The following is an 18355-nucleotide window of genomic DNA, read 5'->3' on the forward strand; positions in this document are numbered from 1 at the left end:
GATGGCCGAGCTTTCCAAGAAGGAGAGCACGGAGGGCGCCGCCGGCGGCCCGCTCAAGCTCCATGACCTCAGGCCCGCCCCCGGCGCCAAGAAGGCCAAGGTCCGCGTGGGCCGTGGTGAGGCGTCCAAGGGCAAGACCGCGGGCCGCGGTACCAAGGGCACCAAGGCCCGGTACCAGGTCAAGGCGGGCTTCGAAGGCGGACAGCTGCCGCTGATCCAGCGGCTGCCGAAGCTCAAGGGCTTCAAGAACCCGGCCCACAAGAACTACCAGGTCGTCAACGTCGAGCGGCTCGCCGCGCTCTACCCCGAGGGTGGCGACGTGACGGTGGCCGACTTGGTGGCCAAGGGCGCGGTGCGCAAGAACGAACTGGTCAAGGTGCTCGGCAGCGGGGAGATCTCCGTGGCGCTGACCGTGGCGGTCGACGCCGTCTCGGCCTCCGCCCGCGAGAAGATCACCGCCGCGGGTGGCACCGTCACCGAGCGTTCCTGAACCGGCGGGCCATTGGCCGGATCTGTGACTGACCGGGGGTGCCTGAGGCATAGGCATCCCCGGTCAGTCGTTCCGGCCCGAGACTTACGCCGGTAAGGTGGCGTCCGTCGTCGTCACCAGTTCTGTCATGTCCGTTGGACTTCAAGACCGTCACCCTCTCGCGCGTAACGCGGGGGGCGCAGGAGGAGCCGTGCTCACCGCGTTCGCACGGGCGTTCCAGACGCCCGACCTGCGTAAAAAGCTGCTCTTCACCCTCGGCATCGTTGTGGTGTTCCGTTTCGGCCAGCACGTGCCGGTGCCGGGGGTCAGCTTCCAGAACGTTCAGCAGTGTGTGGAGGAGGCCGATGCCGCCGGGGCCGGCTCCAACCTGTTCGGTCTGGTCAACATGTTCAGTGGCGGTGCGCTGCTGCAACTGACCATCTTCGCCCTGGGCATCATGCCCTACATCACCGCGAGCATCATTCTCCAGCTGCTCGTCGTGGTGATCCCGAGGCTGGAGGCACTGAAGAAGGAGGGGCAGTCGGGTCAGGCGAAGATCACGCAGTACACGCGTTATCTGACGATGGCCCTGGCGGTCCTCCAGGCCACGGGCCTTGTGGCGACGGCCCGCAGTGGCACCCTCTTCCCCCAGTGCACCGTTCGCAACGACATCATCCCGGACGACTCGATCTTCACCACCGTGGTGATGGTCATCGCCCTCACCTCCGCCACCGCGCTCATCATGTGGATGGGTGAGCTGATCACCGACCGCGGTATCGGCAACGGCATGTCGATGCTGATGTTCGTGTCGATCGCCGCCGGCTTCCCCGGCTCGCTGTGGCAGATCAAGCAGCAGGGCAGCCTGGCCGACGGCTGGATCGAGTTCGGCGTCGTGGTGGCCTGCGGCCTCGCGATGGTCGGCCTCGTGGTCTTCGTCGAGCTGGCCCAGCGCCGTATTCCGGTCCAGTACGCGAAGCGAATGATCGGGCGACGCTCCTACGGCGGCACCTCGACATACATTCCGCTCAAGGTCAACCAGGCCGGTGTCATCCCGGTCATCTTCGCCTCGTCGCTCCTGTACATCCCGCAGCTCCTCGTGCAGTTCGCGGGAACCGAGTCGGGCGGCTGGACCGACTGGGTGCAGCGGCACTTCACCGGTGGCGACCACCCGTACTACATCATCACGTACTTCTTGCTCATCGTCTTCTTCGCGTTCTTCTACGTGGCGATCACGTTCAACCCTGAGGACGTGGCGGAAAACATGAAGAAGTATGGTGGTTTCATCCCGGGTATCCGGGCGGGCCGGCCCACGGTCGAGTACCTGAGCTACGTGCTGAACCGCATCACGTGGCCCGGGTCGCTCTACCTGGGGCTCATCGCGCTGGTGCCGACGGTGGCGCTGGTGATGTTCAACGCGCAGCAGGACTTCCCGTTCGGTGGAACATCGATCCTGATCATCGTGGGTGTCGGCCTTGAGACGGTGCGGCAGATCGAGAGTCAGCTTCACCAGCGCAATTACGAAGGGTTCCTCCGCTGATGCGAATCGTCCTCGTCGGACCGCCGGGCGCAGGCAAGGGCACGCAGGCCACGCTGCTTGCCGAGCACCTTGCCATCCCGCACATCTCCACCGGTGACCTCTTCCGTGCCAACATCCGCCAGGGCACAGAGCTGGGTCGGCAGGTGGACGCGATCCTGCGCGAGGGCGGGCTGGTACCCGACGAGGTCACCGTGGCGATGGCCGCGGACCGGATGGCGCAGCCGGACGCCGCGAACGGTTTCCTGCTCGACGGCTTCCCGCGGAACATCACGCAGGCCAAGGCCCTCGACGAACTGCTCGCGGAGTCGGGGACGAAGCTGAACGCGGTCCTCGACCTGGAGGTCCCCGAGGAGGAGGTGGTCCGGCGCATCGCCGGCCGCCGCACCTGCCGCAAGGACAGCAGCCACACGTTCCACGTGGAGAACAAGCCGCCGCGTGCGGAAGGCGTGTGCGACGTCTGCGGCGGTGAGCTGTACCAGCGCGAGGACGACCAGGAGGGGACCGTGCGCAAGCGGCTCGCGGTCTACCACGAGGAGACCGAGCCGATCATCGGGTACTACGGGGAGCAGGGCCTGGTCTCGACCATCTCGGCGCTCGCCCCGGTGCCCGAGGTGACCCGGCGGGCCCTTGAGGCCCTGCCGGGCGGCGGCGAGTAGCGAGGAGCCCTGGCGATGGTGGAGATCAAGACGCCCGAGCAGATCGCGAAGATGCGGGCCGCGGGGCTCGTCGTCGCGGAGATACACCGCAGGTGCGCCGAGGCGGCCGTGCCGGGGGCGAGCACGAAGGACCTGGACGAGGTCGCCGCGGCCGTGCTCGCCGAGCGCGGCGCCAAGCCGAACTTCCTGGGCTACGGCGGCTTCCCCGCCACCATCTGCACGTCGGTGAACGACGTCGTGGTGCACGGCATCCCCGACGAGCGGACCGTGCTGAAGTCCGGCGACATCATCTCGATCGACGCGGGCGCCATCGTGGACGGCTGGCACGCCGACGCGGCGCTGACGGTGTTCGTGGGCGAGGGGCACGCCCCCGAGCTGCACGAGCTGAGCCGGGTGACCGAGGACTCGCTGTGGGCCGGCATCGCCGCGATGCGCAAGGGCAACCGGCTGGTGGACATCTCCAAGGCGATCGAGGGCTACATCAAGCGGCAGCCGCTGCCGGCCTCGGGCAAGTACGGGATCATCGAGAACTACGGCGGGCACGGCATCGGCACCGAGATGCACATGGACCCGCACGTGCTGAACTACGTGGATCGCAGGCGCGGGCGCGGTCCGCGCCTGATCCCCGGCCTCTGCCTGGCTATCGAGCCGATGGTGTCCCTCGGCACGGCCAAGACGCACACACTCGCGGACGAGTGGACGGTGAAGACGAACGACGGCACGTGGTCATCGCACTGGGAGCACTCGGTCGCGCTGACCGAGGAGGGCCCCCTGGTGCTCACCGCGGTCGACGGCGGCAGGGCGCGGCTGGCCGAGCTGGGCGTGACGGCGGCTCCGGATCCGTTGGCTTAAGGATCTTCCCTTTGGGGAAAAGATCATGGGTTCGTCTTTTTCGGCGGGGTGCCGTAGACTGGCTTGTCGGTCCTGGTGCACCCGTCTGCCCGGGGCCATCCAGGTAGCCGATCCCGGAAGGTGAAGCGCTCAAGTATGGCCAAAAAACAAGGGGCCATCGAGATCGAGGGCACCGTTGTCGAGTCCCTGCCGAACGCGATGTTCAAGGTGGAGCTCCAGAACGGACACCAGGTCCTCGCGCACATCAGCGGCAAGATGCGGATGCACTACATCCGTATTCTTCCCGACGACCGGGTCGTGGTGGAGCTGTCTCCCTACGACCTGACCCGAGGGCGGATCGTCTACCGCTACAAGTAGATCAAGCAGATCGATTCGATCGAGCAGATCGTTCAGCACACGACCCGGAGAGCTTCAGGACCATGAAGGTCAGGCCGAGCGTCAAGAAGATCTGCGACAAGTGCAAGGTGATCCGCCGCCACGGGCGCGTCATGGTCATCTGCGAGAACCTGCGCCACAAGCAGCGCCAGGGCTGACCGCACTTTCGTAGTTCTTCATCGCGCGACACATGAATAACGCAGTCGCCCGACCCCTCGCGCGAGCGCGGGGACGATACCCCCGGTCGGAGGCCGGGGACCCGGCGTGGCAGCCGGGAACGGTGCTGCGGCAGACCTCCGCTCACATCACCATCAGGAGCCACACCTATGGCACGCCTCGCAGGCGTTGATCTCCCGCGCGACAAGCGCGTGGAGGTCGCTCTCACCTACGTCTTCGGCATCGGTCGCACCCTTGCCAAGGAGACCCTCTCGTACACCGGGATCAACCCGGACACGCGCGTGCGCGACCTCGGCGAGGAGGACCTCGTCAAGCTCCGCGAGTACGTGGACAACAACATCAAGACCGAGGGTGACCTCCGGCGCGAGATCCAGGCCGACATCCGTCGCAAGGTCGAGATCCAGTGCTACGAGGGGCTGCGCCACCGCCGCGGCCTGCCCGTCCACGGCCAGCGCACCAAGACGAACGCTCGCACCCGCAAGGGCCCGCGTCGCGCGATCGCCGGCAAGAAGAAGCCGGGCAAGAAGTAGTCCGCACGGACGCCGTCACCGGTCCGTGCAGTAGGACCGACCACCTCCACGGGAGACCAAGCACATGCCTCCAAAGGGCCGTACAGCCGGCGCCAAGAAGGTGCGCCGCAAGGAAAAGAAGAACGTCGCTCACGGGCACGCCCACATCAAGAGCACGTTCAACAACACGATCGTCTCGATCACCGACCCCACGGGCAACGTGATCTCCTGGGCCTCCGCCGGCCACGTCGGCTTCAAGGGCTCGCGCAAGTCGACGCCGTTCGCGGCGCAGATGGCCGCGGAGAACGCCGCGCGCCGCGCGCAGGAGCACGGCATGCGCAAGGTCGATGTCTTCGTCAAGGGGCCCGGCTCCGGTCGCGAGACCGCGATCCGCTCCCTTCAGGCCACCGGTCTTGAGGTCGGCTCGATCCAGGACGTGACCCCGACCCCGCACAACGGCTGCCGCCCGCCCAAGCGCCGTCGTGTCTGACCAGGCCAAGTAGGAGACAAGAAGAATCATGGCGCGTTACACCGGGGCCGACTGCAAGCGTTGCCGTCGGGAGAAGCAGAAGCTCTTCCTCAAGGGAGCCAAGTGCGAGAGCGCTAAGTGCCCGATCGAGATCCGTCCTTACCCCCCGGGTGAGCACGGACGCGGGCGCACCAAGGACAGCGAGTACCTGCTCCAGAAGCGCGAGAAGCAGAAGTGCGCGCGCATCTACGGGGTGCTGGAAAAGCAGTTCCGCGGTTACTACAACGAGGCGAACCGCCAGCAGGGCAAGACGGGTGAGAACCTGCTGCGCATCCTGGAGTCCCGCCTCGACAACGTGGTCTACCGGGCCGGCTTCGCCAAGTCCCGCGACCACGCCCGTCAGCTGGTGCGGCACGGCCACATCCTGCTCAACGGCCGGAAGAACGACATCCCCTCCGCGCGGGTGTCCCCGAACGACATCGTCGAGGTGCGGGAGTCCTCCCGCCAGATGACGCCGTTCCAGGTCGCGGTCGCCGAGGCCGGCGACAAGACCGTTCCGGCGTGGCTTGAGGCCATCCCGTCGCGGCTGCGGATCCTCGTGCACTCGCTGCCCGAGCGCCAGGTGATCGACACCCAGGTGCAGGAACAGCTGATCGTCGAGCTCTACTCGAAGTAAGCCCGGCGGCGGGCGCGGGCGGGATCGCGTGGGACGCGCGATCCCGCCCGTACCCTTGACCCACATCATTGTCTGGCTCGGCATCAAATAGCGGGTGCCGAAGACTGGAGTAGCAACATGCTGATCGCTCAGCGCCCATCCCTGACCGAAGAGGTCGTCGACGAGTTCCGCTCCCGGTTCGTGATCGAGCCGCTTGAGCCGGGCTTCGGCTACACCCTCGGCAACTCCCTGCGGCGCACGCTGCTGTCCTCCATCCCCGGCGCCGCCGTGACGAGCATCCGCATCGACGGCGTGCTGCACGAGTTCACCACCGTGCCCGGGGTCAAGGAGGACGTCACCGACCTGATCCTCAACATCAAGCAGCTCGTCGTCTCCTCCGAGCACGACGAGCCGGTCGTGATGTACCTGCGCAAGCAGGGCCCCGGCCTGGTGACGGCGGCGGACATCGCCCCGCCGGCCGGCGTCGAGGTGCACAACCCCGACCTGGTGCTGGCGACCCTGAACAACAAGGGCAAGCTGGAGATGGAGCTGACCGTCGAGCGCGGTCGCGGCTACGTCTCGGCCGTGCAGAACAAGCAGGTCGGCCAGGAGATCGGCCGCATCCCGGTGGACTCCATCTACAGCCCCGTGCTGAAGGTCACCTACAAGGTGGAGGCCACCCGTGTCGAGCAGCGCACCGACTTCGACAAGCTGATCGTCGACGTCGAGACGAAGGAGGCCATGCGTCCGCGCGACGCGATGGCGTCCGCGGGTAAGACCCTCGTCGAGCTGTTCGGCCTGGCGCGCGAGCTGAACGTCGACGCCGAGGGCATCGACATGGGCCCCTCGCCGACCGACGCCGCGCTCGCCGCCGACCTGGCGCTGCCGATCGAGGAGCTGGAGCTGACGGTCCGCTCCTACAACTGCCTCAAGCGCGAGGGCATCCACTCGGTGGGCGAGCTGGTCGCGCGTTCCGAGGCGGACCTGCTCGACATCCGCAACTTCGGCGCCAAGTCGATCGACGAGGTCAAGGCGAAGCTGGCCGGCATGGGCCTGGCCCTGAAGGACAGCCCGCCCGGATTCGACCCGACCACCGCGGCCGACGCGTTCGGCGCGGAGGACGACGGCGACACGGGCTTCGCCGAGACCGAGCAGTACTGACCCGCCCGCGGCGGCCCGTCCGCCGCGGGGCACGGCCCCGGGACCGCCCGGGGCCGTCCGCTGACACCGGTACCTGGTACGGCCGGTGCAGACCCGACAGGAGAAAGACATGCCGACGCCTACCAAGGGCCGCAGGCTGGGTGGCAGCCCCGCTCACGAGCGTCTGCTGCTGGCGAACCTCGCCACCGCACTCTTCGAGCACGGCCGCATCACCACCACCGTGGCCAAGGCCCGGCGGCTGCGCCCGGTGGCCGAGCGCCTGATCACCAAGGCGAAGAAGGGCGACCTGCACAACCGCCGCCAGGTGATGCAGACCATCCGTGACAAGAGCGTGGTCCACACGCTGTTCACGGAGATCGGCCCGAAGTTCGCCAACCGGCCGGGTGGCTACACCCGCATCACGAAGATCGGCCCGCGGCGCGGCGACAACGCGCCGATGGCGGTCATCGAGCTGGTCGAGGCGCTCACCGTGCAGCAGGAGGCGGTCGGCGAGGCCGAGGCCGCGACGCGCCGCTCGGTGAAGGAGCAGGAGCAGTCGGGCGCGAGCCTGGAGAAGGCGCCGGAGACGGCGGCCGAGGACACCGGGACCGCCGACGCGGCCGAGTCCGCCGCGGACGCCGGTGAGGCGGCCGAGGAGAAGAAGGACGAGAAGGGCGACAAGGAAGCCTGACGGCTCCCGTCACCCGCCCGCCGGGCCCGTTCCCTGTCGAAGGGGGCGGGCCCGGCGCCGTTCCTGGAGGTCGGCCCGGCCGTCCGGAGGCGGCGGCCTACGGTCGGCGCGCGAGGAACCCGGTGTCGAGGGCGGGGTACGGGTCGGGCAGGCGCAGCGTGCCGCCCAGCTCGACGGAGGCGACGGCCCGGTAGTGGCTCTCGGCCGGCGCCGCGGGCACGGAGACGGGGTCGGAGTGGGCGTAGGCCCGGCCCTCCTGCCGGTGCACCAGGACGTACACCGGTACGTCCGCCGTCGCGTAGGCACGCAGCTTGGGGCCCGTGTCGGTCTCGTGGTTGCCCGAGGTCACCTCGCCCGCGAGGGCGAGCATGTCGATGGGGTACCAGCCCTCGCGCGCCGTGCGGTACGCCTCGTCGAGATCGGTCGGCTCCCTGCGCAGGACGGAGAAGTCCGGGATCAGCAGGGCGACGGTCCTGCCGTTGCCCAGTCCCACCCGGTAGCCGTTCCCGAGGCCGGCGAGGCCGAATCCGGCCGAGCGCAGCTGGCTGCTCAGTTCGAAGGCCGCCGCGTTGTGCTCGTGGTCGGGCCGCGGCGGCGCGAGGATCAACCCCTCGACGTACTCGGGCCTGATCGGCGCCTGAGCCGCCTCCTCGATCGCGATCAGCAGGTCGGCGGGGTCGGGTCGCTGCGGTTCCTCGGCCCGGGTGGCGGGATGGACGCTCATCGCGATCTCTCCTCACGCTGTCCGCAACGGCCGTCGTCACCGTCAGGCGACGCCGCCACGGCCGCCCGAGGGCACGGTAGCCGCCGGTGCGGGGCGGGAGAGGCGTTCCCGCCGGGCGTCACCCGTTCGGGGACGTCGGCCTTCGGTCCGTGTGCCGGAGGCCGGTGATCACCGGGACTCGGGCAGTACGGGCGGTCGCGATGATCTCGCATCATGGGGGGATCGTCGTCCATCGAGGGAGCCGCCCGCGAGTCGCATCGTGACCGGTCTCGTCTGAGAGGATCGGGCGTGTGAGTGATGAGGTGCGGGCCGGGTGCACGCGGGTGCGGCTCGATGTGTCGTACGACGGGGCCGAGTTCTCCGGGTGGGCGCGGCAGGCGGGGCGCAGGACCGTTCAGGAGGAGATCGAGGAGGCGCTGCGGGTCGTCACGCGCTCGGGGGAGCGGCGGCTGGAGCTGACGGTGGCGGGCCGCACGGACGCGGGGGTGCACGCGCGCGGTCAGGTGGCGCACGTGGACCTGCCCACCGAGGTGTGGGCCGAGCAGGACGAGGGGCGCCTGGTGCGCAGGCTCGCCGGGCGGCTGCCGCACGACGTGCGGGTGTGGCGCGCGGAGGCGGCGCCGCCGCACTTCAACGCCAGGTTCTCCGCGATCTGGCGCCGCTACGCCTACCGCGTCAGCGATCATCCGGGCGGCGTCGACCCGTTGCTGCGCGGGCACGTGCTGTGGCACAACTGGCCGCTGGACGTGGCCGCCATGAACGAGGCCTCGGCGGGGCTGCTCGGCGAGCACGACTTCGCGGCGTTCTGCCGGCGGCGGGAGGGCGCCACGACCATCCGCGCGCTGCGCGACCTGCGGTGGGAGCGGCGGCCCGACGGCGTCGTGGAGGGGACCGTGCGGGCGGACGCGTTCTGCCACAACATGGTGCGTTCCCTGGTGGGCGCGTTGCTGTTCGTCGGGGACGGGCACAGGGCGCCCGACTGGCCGGCGCGGGTCCTGGCGGCCCGGGTGCGGGACTCGGCGGTGCACGTGGTGCGACCGCACGGCCTCACGCTCGAAGAGGTGGCGTACCCGGCGGACGACGAGCTGGCCGCGCGCAACGTCCAGGCGCGCCGCCTGCGCACGCTGGCCGGCGCGGAGGCGTAGGGGCGGCGGCGGTCAGTCGCCGCGCCTGCGTTCCTCGACCAGGGCGTCGGCCGACGCGGACGCCTGGGCCTCGCCGCGCTGGATGATGCGGTTGAACGCGTGGTCGTTGCCGTCCCGCGCGGCCTGCTGCGCCGGGGTGCCCTCGCCGCTGTCGGGGGAGCCGTCGGCGTTGCCGGCGATGGTGTAGTAGGCGTAGCGGCCGACCTGGTTGGCCGTGGTCCGGCAGCCGCCCTGGCCGCAGAACGCGGGCGCGCCGTCGCCGGTGAGCGGCTGGAGGCTGGCCCCCTGGGCGCCCTGCTGCGCCTCGCGGGCCGCTTGCGCGTCCTCCTCGGTGCCGAACTGGGCGACGCCCACGGTGACGGCGACGCCGCCGCCGGTGAACGTCGCGCGGAGCAGCGCGGTGCAGCCGTGCTCGGCCAGGACCGCGCCGAGCGCGTCGCTCGCCGCCTCGGCGCAGTCGCCCGCGGGGCCCGTGGCGGCCCTGGTGTAGGTCCTGCCGTCGATCTCCATGTCCTCGCCGCCCCAGAAGGTCTCGGCGTCGAACGGCGCGGTGTCCTTGTCGGCGTCGGATATGAACTCGCGCGGCTGCGGCAGCGGGGGCAGCGACACGTCCCGCCACGTGGGCTCGGCCCCGGCGCTGCCCGAGGGGACGTCGGTGGGCTCGGGCAGGGTGGCGGACGCCTGGTCGGTGGGGCTGTCGTCGCCGCTCTGGCTCACCACGGCGAGGGCCACCGCGGTGCCGATGACGGCGGCCGCCGCGGCGGAACCGATGATCACGGTGGTGCGCCTGCGCCTGCGGCGCCGTTCCGCGTCGGCCGCCAGGGCGTCCCAGTCCGGCGTGTTCGATCCCCCGGGAGTCCACTGCGGACCCCCCTGCCCGTAACTCATGGCGGGAAGCTTATCGGCCCGGCCCGGCGGCAAAAACGGCTGGGACGAGCCGGGGTCGCGGGGGACAATGCGGACCGTGGGACATGTGGAGGCCGCGCATCTGGAATACGACCTGCCCGACGGGCGGGTGCTGCTCGACGACGTCTCGTTCCGGGTGGGCGAGGGGGAGGCCGCGGCCCTGGTGGGGGCGAACGGCGCGGGCAAGACGACGCTGCTGCGGCTGGTGACGGGGGAGCTGAGACCGCGCGCCGGGACCGTCGCGGTCAGTGGCGGCCTGGGCGTGATGCCGCAGTTCGTGGGGAGCGTGCGCGACGGCAGGACCGTGCGCGACCTGCTGGTCTCGGTCGCCCCGCCGCGCGTGCGTGAGGCCGCGCTCGCCGTGGACGCCGCGGAGCTCGCCCTGCTCTCCGGGGACTCGGCCGACGACGAGGCCGCGCAGCTGGCCTACGCGCAGGCGCTGGCCGACTGGGCCGAGGTGCGCGGCTACGAGGCCGAGACGCTGTGGGACATGTGCACGATGGCGGCGCTGCACACCCCCTACGAACGCGCCAGGTGGCGCGAGGTGCGCACGCTGTCGGGCGGCGAGCAGAAGCGCCTGGTGCTCGAAGCGCTGCTGCGCGGCGGGGACGAGGTGCTGCTGCTCGACGAGCCGGACAACTACCTCGACGTGCCGGGCAAGCGCTGGCTTGAGGAGCGGCTGCGCGAGACGCGCAAGACGGTGCTGTTCGTCTCGCACGACCGCGAGCTGCTGGCGCGCGCGGCGCGCAAGATCATCAGTGTGGAGCCGGGCCCCGCGGGCTCGGACGTGTGGGTGCACGGCGGCGGCTTCGCGACGTACCACGAGGCGCGGGAGAGGCGGTTCGAGCGGTTCGAGGAGCTGAGGCGGCGCTGGGACGAGCGGCGGGCGCAGCTGAAGCGGCTGGTCGTCGACCTGCGGCAGTACGCGGCGCGCAGCGACGAGATGGCCTCGCGGTACCGGGCGGCCCAGACGCGGCTGCGCAAGTTCGAGGAGGCGGGTCCGCCGCAGGAGCCGCCGCGCAGGCAGCGGATCACCATGCGGCTCGCGGGCGGCAGGACGGGGGTGCGGGCGTTCACGTGCGAGCGGCTTGAGCTGACCGGGCTGATGAAGCCGTTCGACGTGGAGGTGTTCTACGGCGAGCGGGTCGCGGTGCTGGGTGCGAACGGCTCGGGCAAGTCGCACTTCCTGCGGCTGCTCGCGGGCGAGGACGTCGCGCACACCGGCGTGTGCCGGTCGGGCGCGCGCGTCGTTCCCGGGCACTTCGCGCAGACGCACGCGCACCCGGAGCTGTTCGGGCGTACCCTGCTCGACATCCTGTGGACCGAGCACGCGCGGGACCGGGGCGCGGCCACCTCGGCGCTGCGCAGGTACGAGCTCGACCGGCAGGCGCAGCAGCCGTTCGACCGGCTCTCCGGCGGCCAGCAGGCCAGGTTCCAGATCCTGCTGCTCGAACTCGCGGGGTCGACGGCGCTGCTCCTGGACGAGCCGACGGACAACCTGGACCTGGAGAGCGCGGAGGCGTTGCAGGAGGGGCTCGCGGCGTACCGGGGGACGGTGCTCGCGGTGACGCACGACCGGTGGTTCGCGCGTTCCTTCGACCGCTTCCTGGTGTTCGGCGCCGACGGCCGGGTGCGGGAGACGGCGGAGCCGGTGTGGGACGAGGAGCGGGCGGCCCGGTAGCGCGGGGGTCGTTTTGACCGCACGCGCGCTCGGGCAGTACGCTGCAACGTCGAGAAAGAAAGTAATTATGCGTATGGCTTGCTCGATCTCACGTGAGGGGCCTGCGCCGGTCCACCAGGACGGTTACCAGCGGTCGGCACCCGGTTTGCGTCACCGGAGTGCGGCCAGTGCCGGTATTGCCCACCAGGTGGCCTTGTCAGGAACCCAACACTGAAGAAGCGAAGGCTACGACCCGTGCGTACGTACAGCCCCAAGCCCGCCGACATCCAGCGTCAGTGGCACGTCATCGACGCTGCCGATGTCGTACTGGGCCGCCTGGCGTCCCAGGCCGCCACCCTTCTGCGGGGCAAGCACAAGCCGATCTACGCGCCGCACGTCGACACCGGCGACTTCGTCGTCATCATCAACGCCGACAAGGTGCACCTCTCCGGCAACAAGGCCACGCAGAAGCTCGCCTACCGGCACTCGGGCTACCCGGGTGGTCTGCGGTCGGTCCGCTACGAGGACCTGCTGAAGAACAACCCGGAGAAGGCCGTGGAGAAGGCCGTCAAGGGCATGCTCCCGAAGAACACCCTGGGCCGTCAGATGTTCTCCAAGCTGAAGGTGTACGCGGGCGCCGAGCACCCGCACGCCGCTCAGCGGCCCGCGCCGTTCGAGATCACCCAGGTCGCGCAGTAACACCGGCCACACCCCAGACGAAAGAGAATCCGAGGAGCATCGTGGCCGAGACCACCCCTGAAACCCTTGACGCCGAGGTCCCCGAGGTCGAGGAGTACACGACCGAGAGCGCACCCGAGGAGTTCGCCGCCGAGGGCGAGGCCCCGACGGCGCGCTTCGGCGACCCGCAGCCCGGCGCCGGCACCGGCCGCCGCAAGAACGCGATCGCCCGCGTGCGGATCATCCCGGGCAGCGGCAAGTGGAAGATCAACGGCCGCACCCTGGAGGGGTACTTCCCCAACAAGGTGCACCAGCAGTCCGTGAACGAGCCGTTCAAGGTGCTCGAACTGGACGAGCGCTACGACGTCGTGGCCCGCATCGCCGGCGGCGGCATCTCCGGCCAGGCCGGCGCGCTGCGCCTCGGCGTGGCCCGCGCGCTGAACGAGGCGGACGTGGACAACAACCGCGGCCCGCTCAAGAAGGCCGGCTTCCTCACCCGTGACGCCCGCGCGGTGGAGCGGAAGAAGGCGGGTCTGAAGAAGGCCCGCAAGGGGACGCAGTACAGCAAGCGCTGACGCCCTCGCTGGACCATTCTGCTGACGCCCCGACAGCACCTCCGTGCTGTCGGGGCGCTCCTTTTATAGGGTTTAAATCTCGGGCCGTTCTGTGAAACTCGGAGGAATGACTGTGGGACGACTCTTCGGCACGGACGGCGTGCGCGGTGTCGCCAACGCGGATCTCACGGCTGAGATGGCGCTCGGCCTGTCCGTGGCGGCGGCGGGCGTGCTCGCGGGGCCGGGCGGCGAGCCCGGGCGGCGGCCGGTCGCCGTGGTGGGGCGCGACCCGCGGGCCTCGGGGGAGTTCCTGGAGGCGGCCGTGGTCGCGGGGCTCGCCAGCGCGGGCGTGGACGTGCTGCGGGTCGGGGTCCTGCCGACGCCCGCGGTGGCCTATCTGACGGGTTCGCTCGGTGCCGACTTCGGCGTGATGCTGTCCGCGAGCCACAACCCGATGCCGGACAACGGCGTCAAGTTCTTCGCCCGGGGCGGCCACAAGCTGGCCGACGAGCTGGAGGACCGCATCGAGGCGGCCTACTGGGAGCACGCGGCGGGCCGCCCGTGGGACCGTCCCGTGGGCGCGGGCGTGGGGCGCGTCACCGAGTACGGCGAGGGCTTCGACCGTTACGTGGCGCACCTGGTGGGCGTGCTGCCGCACCGGCTCGACGGCCTGAAGGTCGTGGTCGACGCCGCGCACGGCGCGGCCTCGCGGGTGGCGCCCGAGGCGTTCGCGCGGGCCGGCGCGGAGATCGTGACGATCGGCGCGGAGCCCGACGGCCTCAACATCAACGACGGCTACGGCTCCACGCACCTGGACGCGCTGCGGGCCGCCGTCCCGGCGCACGGCGCTGACCTGGGCATCGCGGTCGACGGCGACGCCGACCGCTGCCTCGCGGTGGACGGCACGGGCGCCGACATCGACGGCGACCAGATCCTCGCGGTGCTCGGCGTGGCGATGCGGGAGGCGGGCACGCTGCGGCACGACACGGTGGTGGCCACGGTGATGTCGAACCTGGGGCTCACGCTCGCCATGCAGCGCGAGGGCCTGCGGCTGCGGCAGACGGCGGTGGGCGACCGCTACGTGCTTGAGGAGATGAAGCGCGGCGGCTACTCGCTGGGCGGGGAGCAGTCCGGGCACGTGATCGTGCTCGACCACGCCACGACGGGCGACGGCACGCTGACCGGCCTGATGCTGGCCGCGCGGGTCGCGGCGACGCGCCGCCCGCTCGCGGAGCTGGCCCTGGTGATGGACCGGCTGCCGCAGGTGCTGATCAACGTGCGGGACGTGGACAAGGCGCGGGTCGCCGACTGCCGCGAGCTGGCCGAGGCCGTGATCGAGGCGGAGCGCCAGCTGGGTGACACCGGGCGTGTGCTGCTGCGGCCCTCGGGCACCGAGCCGCTGGTGCGGGTCATGGTCGAGGCGGCGGACGCGGCGCAGGCCCGCGCGGTGGCCTCGGGCCTCGCGGACGTCGTCAAGTCCGCTCTGGGCTGAGCCGCCCCGGGCCGCCGGGCCCGCGACCGCCCGGCCCGCGACCGCCCGGGCCGGGCCCGCCCCGGCCTCGCGGGCTCACAGCTTGCGCAGCCGCAGGCGGCGCACGGTGTGGTCGGCGCCCTTCTGGAGGATCAGCGTGGCCCGGGGCCGGGTGGGCGCGATGTTGGCCAGCAGGTTCGGCTCGTTGATGGTCCGCCAATTCGTCTCCGCGTATTCCATGGCGACCTCTTCCGGGACCTCGGCGTATTTGCTGAAATAGCTGTCGGGGTTCTGGAAGGCGGTCGCGCGCAGCGCGCGGAACCGGTCGAGATACCAGCTGCGGATATCGGCGGGGCGGGCGTCGACGTATACGGAGAAGTCGAAGTAGTCGGCCAGGCCGACCTGTCCGTGCTGCGCGGGCTGGAGGACGTTCAGGCCCTCGATGATGAGGATGTCGGGGCGGCGGACCACAGCGCGTTCGCCCGGCACGATGTCGTAGGTGAGGTGGGAGTAGACCGGGGCGGAGACCTCTTCTGCGCCCGACTTCACCTGGGCCACGAAACGGGTCAGGGCGCGGCGGTCGTAGGACTCGGGGAAGCCCTTCCGCATCATCAGGCCGCGGCGGTCGAGTTCGGCGTTGGGCAGCAGGAAGCCGTCGGTGGTGACGAGTTCGACGCGGGGGTGCTCGGGCCAGCGGGCGAGGAGCGCCCGCAGCAGGCGCGAGACGGTGGACTTGCCGACCGCGACGCTGCCGGCCACGGCGATGACGAACGGGGTCGTCGGCTGGGGGCCGCCGAGGAACGTGCTGACCGCGCCGCGGAGCCCGCCGGTCGCGCCGAAGTACAGGTTGAGCAGCCGGGACAGGGGCAGGTAGACCTCCCTGACCTCGGGCAGGTCTATCACGTCGCCGAGGCCGCGCAGCGCCTCGACCTCCTCCGCCGTGAGCGGCAGCGGCGTGCGGGCGCGCAGCGCGCTCCACTCGGCGCGGGTGAGGTCGACGTACGGGCTCGGTGCCTGGAGCGAGGTTGCCACGCGCACATTCTGTCGGTCCGGTTAGTCTGCCCGCATGTGCGGGATGGTCGGTTACGCGGGTGCGCAGGCGCAGTCCGCCCTCGATGTGGTGCTCGCGGGACTCGGCGGGCTCGAACAGGTGGACGACGGATCACGCGGGTCCGCCGGGGTCGTGGTCCTCTCGGACGGCTGCCTCGCGACGGCCGGCGCGACCGGGCCGCTCGCGGCCCTGCACGACGAGCTGGCCCGGCGCCCCTTGCCGCTGGGCGGCAGCGCGGTCGGGCAGCTGCGCTGCGCGTCGGGGCCCTGCGGGGCCCGGGGCGCGGCGGCCGGGCCGCCCGCCGCGCAGCCGAGCCTGGACGCGGCGGGCCGGGGCGCGGTGGTGTATCAGGGCTCGCTGGACAACGGCGCCGAGCTGCGCGCCGCGCTCGCCGGGCGGGGGCACCGGCTGGACGCGGGCGGCGACTCGGCGGTGGTCGCCCACCTGCTGGCCGAGCAGTTCTCCTCGTGCGTCGACCTGGGGGAGGCGCTGCGGCAGGTGAGCCGCGTGCTCGTGGGGCGGTTCGCGGTGATCGCCGTGCACGCCGACGAGCCGGAGACGGTGGCGGGCGTGCAGCGCGGGCTGTCCCTGTTCGCGGGGGTCGGGGACGGCGAGTCGTTCCTCGCCTCGCACGCCGAGGCCCTCGACGGCCGGGTGCGCGAAGTGGTCGAACTGTGGGGCGACGACCTGGCGCTGCTGCGGCGGGAGTCCGACGAGGTGCGGTGCGAGGTCACGGACGCGCGCGGGAGCGTGGTCCGCGCGTGATCGTCGGCGTGGGCATCGACGTGGCGGGCATCGACCGGTTCGCCGAGGCCATGGAACGCACGCCGCGGCTCGCCGGGCGGCTGTTCACCCCGGGCGAGCTGCTGCTGCCCGACGGCCGGCGGCGCGGTGTCGCGTCGCTGGCCGCCAGGTTCGCGGCGAAGGAGGCGTTGGCCAAGGCGCTCGGCGCGCCCGGCGGGCTGAGCTGGACGGACGCCGAGGTGGTGCAGGACGCCGACGGGCGCCCGCGGCTGACCGTGCGCGGTTCGGTCGCCGCGCGCGCCGCCGAACTCGGCGTGCGCGCCTGGCACGTGTCCCTCAGTCACGACGCGGGCGTCGCGTCCGCCGTGGTCATCGCGGAGGGCTGAGCCGTCATCGCGGCGGGCCGAGCGGTCATCGCGGAGGGCTGAGCCGGGCCCACACCTCCGGCAGCGCCTCGGTGACCGTGGAGGCCATCGGCGGCATGGGGGCGGCCCGCCCGGCGAGGCCGTGCAGGTGCGCGCCGAGCGCGGCGGCGTCGAGCGGCGCGAGGCCGGCCGCGAGCAGCGCGCCGATCAGCCCCGAGAGCACGTCCCCGCTGCCCGCGGTCGCCAGCCACGGGGTGCCCGTGGCGTTCACCATGACAGGTCCTGGCCCCTCGCCGTCCGCCGGCGCGGCGATCAGCGTCGTCGACCCCTTGAGCAGCGTCACGGCGCCGTAGCGGCCGGCCAGTTCGCGCACGGAGGCCAGCCTGGCGGCCTCGACGCGCTCGCGCGTCGTGCCGAGCAGCGCGGCTGCCTCACCGGCGTGCGGCGTAAGCACCGTGGGCGCGGAACGGGCCCGCACCCGTTCCGGGTCGAGCAGGCGCAGACCGTCGGCGTCCACCAGCACCGGAACGTCCGCGGCGAGCACGTCGTCCGCGGCCCGCGCCGCGTCGGGACCGTCGCCGAGCCCGGGCCCGAGGGCCCAGGCCTGCACGCGCCCGGCCCGGCCGGGCGGCCCTGCGGAGACCAGCGCCTCGGGGTAGCGGGCGATGACCGCGTCGCCCGCTGGGCCCGCGTAGCGCACGGCGCCCGCGCCGCCGCGCAGCGCGCCCCCCACGGTCAGCACGGCCGCGCCCGGGTAGCGGGCCGAGCCCGCCGCGACCCCGAGCACGCCGCGCCGGTACTTGTCGGACTCGGCGGCCGGGCGGGGCAGCAGCGCCGCCGCGTCCGCGTCGCCGAGCGCGGTGAGGTCGGGGGACGCGGGCAGTTCGGGGCCGAGACCGATGTCGACCAGCCGCACCTCGCCGGCGTACGCGCGCGCCGGGTCGATCAGCAGCCCCGGCTTGCGGGTGCCGAACGTGACGGTCACATCGGCGCGCACGGCCTCGCCGCGCACCTCGCCGGTGTCGGCGTCCACGCCGCTGGGCAGGTCGACGGCGACCACGGGCACGCGGTGCGCGGCGGCGGCCCTGGCGAGCCCGGCGGCGGCCGGGCGCAAGCCCCCGCGCCCGCCGATGCCGGTGATGCCGTCGACGACGAGGCGGGCGCGGGCGATCAGCGCCTCGGCGCCTGCCGTGCCCGCCGCCCGCCCGCCGGCCGCGCGCAGGGCGGCGAGGCCGCCGGGGTGGGCGCGTTCCTCGTCGAGCAGCACGGCCGTCACCGCCGCGCCGCGCCGCGCGAGGCGCGCGCCGGCGTACAGCGCGTCGCCGCCGTTGTCGCCGCTGCCGACCAGCAGCACGACCCGGGCGCCCGAGAGCCCGGGCCGCAGCAGCCCGGCGCAGGCGGCGGCGAGGCCCGCGGCGGCCCTGGCCATGAGGGTGCCGTCGGGCAGCCGCGCCAGCAGGGCGGCTTCCGCGGCGCGGACGGTCTCCACTCGGTATGCGGTCTCCATGGACCCAGTCTGGCCCGTAC

Annotated in this window: 22 protein-coding genes; 18 read left to right on the plus strand and 4 right to left on the minus strand. The window is 71.9% G+C overall.

Annotated elements, in window-relative coordinates; all coding sequences use genetic code 11:
- Position 1: 1 nt before the first annotated feature.
- The 11 genes from rplO to rplQ all read left to right on the plus strand — a co-directional run bounded on the left by rplO (position 2) and on the right by rplQ (position 7530).
- Positions 2–490, plus strand: coding sequence for a 50S ribosomal protein L15 (rplO, locus tag LC193_RS19085; RefSeq protein ID WP_226075823.1), 489 nt, complete (start codon positions 2–4; stop codon positions 488–490).
- Positions 491–680: 190 nt separating this feature from the next.
- Positions 681–2006, plus strand: a complete 1326-nt coding sequence (gene secY, locus LC193_RS19090) for a preprotein translocase subunit SecY (RefSeq protein ID WP_226075824.1) — start codon at positions 681–683, stop codon at positions 2004–2006.
- The gene (locus LC193_RS19095; protein WP_226075825.1) at positions 2006–2662 is read left to right on the plus strand and encodes an adenylate kinase; all 657 of its coding nucleotides are present in this window, start codon (positions 2006–2008) and stop codon (positions 2660–2662) included. The genes secY and LC193_RS19095 overlap by 1 nt, the downstream gene beginning before the upstream one ends.
- A 15-nt stretch (positions 2663–2677) precedes the next feature.
- Positions 2678–3514: a type I methionyl aminopeptidase gene (gene map / locus LC193_RS19100; RefSeq protein WP_226075827.1), complete on the plus strand. Its 837-nt coding sequence runs from the start codon at positions 2678–2680 to the stop codon at positions 3512–3514.
- Positions 3515–3649: 135 nt separating this feature from the next.
- Complete coding sequence (infA, locus tag LC193_RS19105) at positions 3650–3871, plus strand: translation initiation factor IF-1 (protein ID WP_003948620.1); 222 nt, start codon at positions 3650–3652, stop codon at positions 3869–3871.
- 62 nt (positions 3872–3933) lie between these two features.
- A complete protein-coding gene (gene rpmJ / locus LC193_RS19110) occupies positions 3934–4047 on the plus strand; it encodes a 50S ribosomal protein L36 (protein WP_049567412.1) in 114 nt (37 codons plus the stop codon).
- A gap of 168 nt (positions 4048–4215) precedes the next feature.
- A complete protein-coding gene (rpsM, locus tag LC193_RS19115; protein WP_086158568.1) occupies positions 4216–4596 on the plus strand; it encodes a 30S ribosomal protein S13 in 381 nt (126 codons plus the stop codon).
- Between the two features lie 64 nt (positions 4597–4660).
- Positions 4661–5065 (plus strand): 30S ribosomal protein S11, encoded by a 405-nt coding sequence (gene rpsK / locus LC193_RS19120; RefSeq protein WP_016473404.1) that lies wholly within the window; start codon positions 4661–4663, stop codon positions 5063–5065.
- A gap of 28 nt (positions 5066–5093) precedes the next feature.
- Entirely contained in the window at positions 5094–5720 is a 627-nt protein-coding gene (gene rpsD / locus LC193_RS19125; protein WP_086158566.1) for a 30S ribosomal protein S4, read from the plus strand.
- A 117-nt stretch (positions 5721–5837) separates the two neighbouring features.
- On the plus strand, positions 5838–6860 hold the full coding sequence (locus LC193_RS19130) for a DNA-directed RNA polymerase subunit alpha (RefSeq protein ID WP_226075829.1): 1023 nt from the start codon (positions 5838–5840) through the stop codon (positions 6858–6860).
- A gap of 109 nt (positions 6861–6969) precedes the next feature.
- Complete coding sequence (rplQ, locus tag LC193_RS19135) at positions 6970–7530, plus strand: 50S ribosomal protein L17 (RefSeq protein WP_226075831.1); 561 nt, start codon at positions 6970–6972, stop codon at positions 7528–7530.
- A gap of 97 nt (positions 7531–7627) precedes the next feature.
- Here the strand turns inward: rplQ and LC193_RS19140 are convergent, their stop codons facing one another.
- Positions 7628–8254: a Uma2 family endonuclease gene (locus LC193_RS19140; protein WP_226075832.1), complete on the minus strand. Its 627-nt coding sequence runs from the start codon at positions 8252–8254 to the stop codon at positions 7628–7630.
- 290 nt (positions 8255–8544) lie between these two features.
- On the opposite strand from LC193_RS19140, the gene truA reads away from it, so the two are divergent.
- The gene (gene truA / locus LC193_RS19145) at positions 8545–9399 is read left to right on the plus strand and encodes a tRNA pseudouridine(38-40) synthase TruA (RefSeq protein ID WP_226075833.1); all 855 of its coding nucleotides are present in this window, start codon (positions 8545–8547) and stop codon (positions 9397–9399) included.
- Between the two features lie 12 nt (positions 9400–9411).
- On the opposite strand, the gene LC193_RS19150 is transcribed toward truA, so the two are convergent.
- Positions 9412–10287, minus strand: a complete 876-nt coding sequence (locus tag LC193_RS19150) for a hypothetical protein (RefSeq protein WP_226075834.1) — start codon at positions 10285–10287, stop codon at positions 9412–9414.
- A 76-nt stretch (positions 10288–10363) separates the two neighbouring features.
- Here LC193_RS19150 and LC193_RS19155 point away from each other — a divergent pair, with 76 nt between their 5' ends.
- The 4 genes from LC193_RS19155 (at position 10364) to glmM (ending at position 14689) form a co-directional block, all read left to right on the plus strand.
- Positions 10364–11986 carry an ATP-binding cassette domain-containing protein gene (locus tag LC193_RS19155; protein ID WP_226075835.1) on the plus strand — a complete coding sequence of 541 codons (1623 nt, stop codon included), beginning with the start codon at positions 10364–10366 and terminating at the stop codon, positions 11984–11986.
- Between the two features lie 234 nt (positions 11987–12220).
- The gene (rplM, locus tag LC193_RS19160; protein WP_226075836.1) at positions 12221–12664 is read left to right on the plus strand and encodes a 50S ribosomal protein L13; all 444 of its coding nucleotides are present in this window, start codon (positions 12221–12223) and stop codon (positions 12662–12664) included.
- A 41-nt stretch (positions 12665–12705) separates the two neighbouring features.
- Positions 12706–13218, plus strand: a complete 513-nt coding sequence (gene rpsI / locus LC193_RS19165) for a 30S ribosomal protein S9 (RefSeq protein WP_086158556.1) — start codon at positions 12706–12708, stop codon at positions 13216–13218.
- 112 nt (positions 13219–13330) lie between these two features.
- Positions 13331–14689, plus strand: a complete 1359-nt coding sequence (gene glmM / locus LC193_RS19170) for a phosphoglucosamine mutase (protein WP_086158555.1) — start codon at positions 13331–13333, stop codon at positions 14687–14689.
- Between the two features lie 75 nt (positions 14690–14764).
- Here the strand turns inward: glmM and coaA are convergent, their stop codons facing one another.
- On the minus strand, positions 14765–15706 hold the full coding sequence (coaA, locus tag LC193_RS19175; RefSeq protein WP_404819439.1) for a type I pantothenate kinase: 942 nt from the start codon (positions 15704–15706) through the stop codon (positions 14765–14767).
- Between the two features lie 28 nt (positions 15707–15734).
- Between coaA and LC193_RS19180 the strand changes: the two genes are divergently transcribed.
- Together LC193_RS19180 and LC193_RS19185 are read left to right on the plus strand one after the other, a co-directional pair.
- Positions 15735–16484 carry a glutamine--fructose-6-phosphate aminotransferase gene (locus LC193_RS19180; RefSeq protein ID WP_226075838.1) on the plus strand — a complete coding sequence of 250 codons (750 nt, stop codon included), beginning with the start codon at positions 15735–15737 and terminating at the stop codon, positions 16482–16484.
- The gene (locus LC193_RS19185) at positions 16481–16849 is read left to right on the plus strand and encodes a holo-ACP synthase (RefSeq protein ID WP_226075840.1); all 369 of its coding nucleotides are present in this window, start codon (positions 16481–16483) and stop codon (positions 16847–16849) included. The genes LC193_RS19180 and LC193_RS19185 overlap by 4 nt, the downstream gene beginning before the upstream one ends.
- A gap of 25 nt (positions 16850–16874) precedes the next feature.
- Here the strand turns inward: LC193_RS19185 and LC193_RS19190 are convergent, their stop codons facing one another.
- Positions 16875–18335 (minus strand): NAD(P)H-hydrate dehydratase, encoded by a 1461-nt coding sequence (locus tag LC193_RS19190; RefSeq protein ID WP_226075842.1) that lies wholly within the window; start codon positions 18333–18335, stop codon positions 16875–16877.
- Between the last annotated feature and the right edge of the window lie 20 nt (positions 18336–18355).

The organism is Streptomyces marincola, assembly GCF_020410765.1.
In the GTDB taxonomy this organism is placed as follows: domain Bacteria; phylum Actinomycetota; class Actinomycetes; order Streptomycetales; family Streptomycetaceae; genus Streptomyces; species Streptomyces marincola.

Coding starts and splice junctions, on each gene's coding strand:
- rplO (WP_226075823.1), top strand. CDS start 2: ATGGCCGAGCTTTCCAAGAAGGAGAGCACGGAGGGCGCCGCCGGCGGC.
- LC193_RS19095 (WP_226075825.1), top strand. CDS start 2,006: ATGCGAATCGTCCTCGTCGGACCGCCGGGCGCAGGCAAGGGCACGCAG.
- map (WP_226075827.1), top strand. CDS start 2,678: ATGGTGGAGATCAAGACGCCCGAGCAGATCGCGAAGATGCGGGCCGCG.
- infA (WP_003948620.1), top strand. CDS start 3,650: ATGGCCAAAAAACAAGGGGCCATCGAGATCGAGGGCACCGTTGTCGAG.
- rpmJ (WP_049567412.1), top strand. CDS start 3,934: ATGAAGGTCAGGCCGAGCGTCAAGAAGATCTGCGACAAGTGCAAGGTG.
- rpsM (WP_086158568.1), top strand. CDS start 4,216: ATGGCACGCCTCGCAGGCGTTGATCTCCCGCGCGACAAGCGCGTGGAG.
- rpsK (WP_016473404.1), top strand. CDS start 4,661: ATGCCTCCAAAGGGCCGTACAGCCGGCGCCAAGAAGGTGCGCCGCAAG.
- rpsD (WP_086158566.1), top strand. CDS start 5,094: ATGGCGCGTTACACCGGGGCCGACTGCAAGCGTTGCCGTCGGGAGAAG.
- LC193_RS19130 (WP_226075829.1), top strand. CDS start 5,838: ATGCTGATCGCTCAGCGCCCATCCCTGACCGAAGAGGTCGTCGACGAG.
- rplQ (WP_226075831.1), top strand. CDS start 6,970: ATGCCGACGCCTACCAAGGGCCGCAGGCTGGGTGGCAGCCCCGCTCAC.
- LC193_RS19140 (WP_226075832.1), bottom strand. CDS start 8,254: ATGAGCGTCCATCCCGCCACCCGGGCCGAGGAACCGCAGCGACCCGAC.
- LC193_RS19150 (WP_226075834.1), bottom strand. CDS start 10,287: ATGAGTTACGGGCAGGGGGGTCCGCAGTGGACTCCCGGGGGATCGAAC.
- LC193_RS19180 (WP_226075838.1), top strand. CDS start 15,735: ATGTGCGGGATGGTCGGTTACGCGGGTGCGCAGGCGCAGTCCGCCCTC.
- LC193_RS19190 (WP_226075842.1), bottom strand. CDS start 18,335: ATGGAGACCGCATACCGAGTGGAGACCGTCCGCGCCGCGGAAGCCGCC.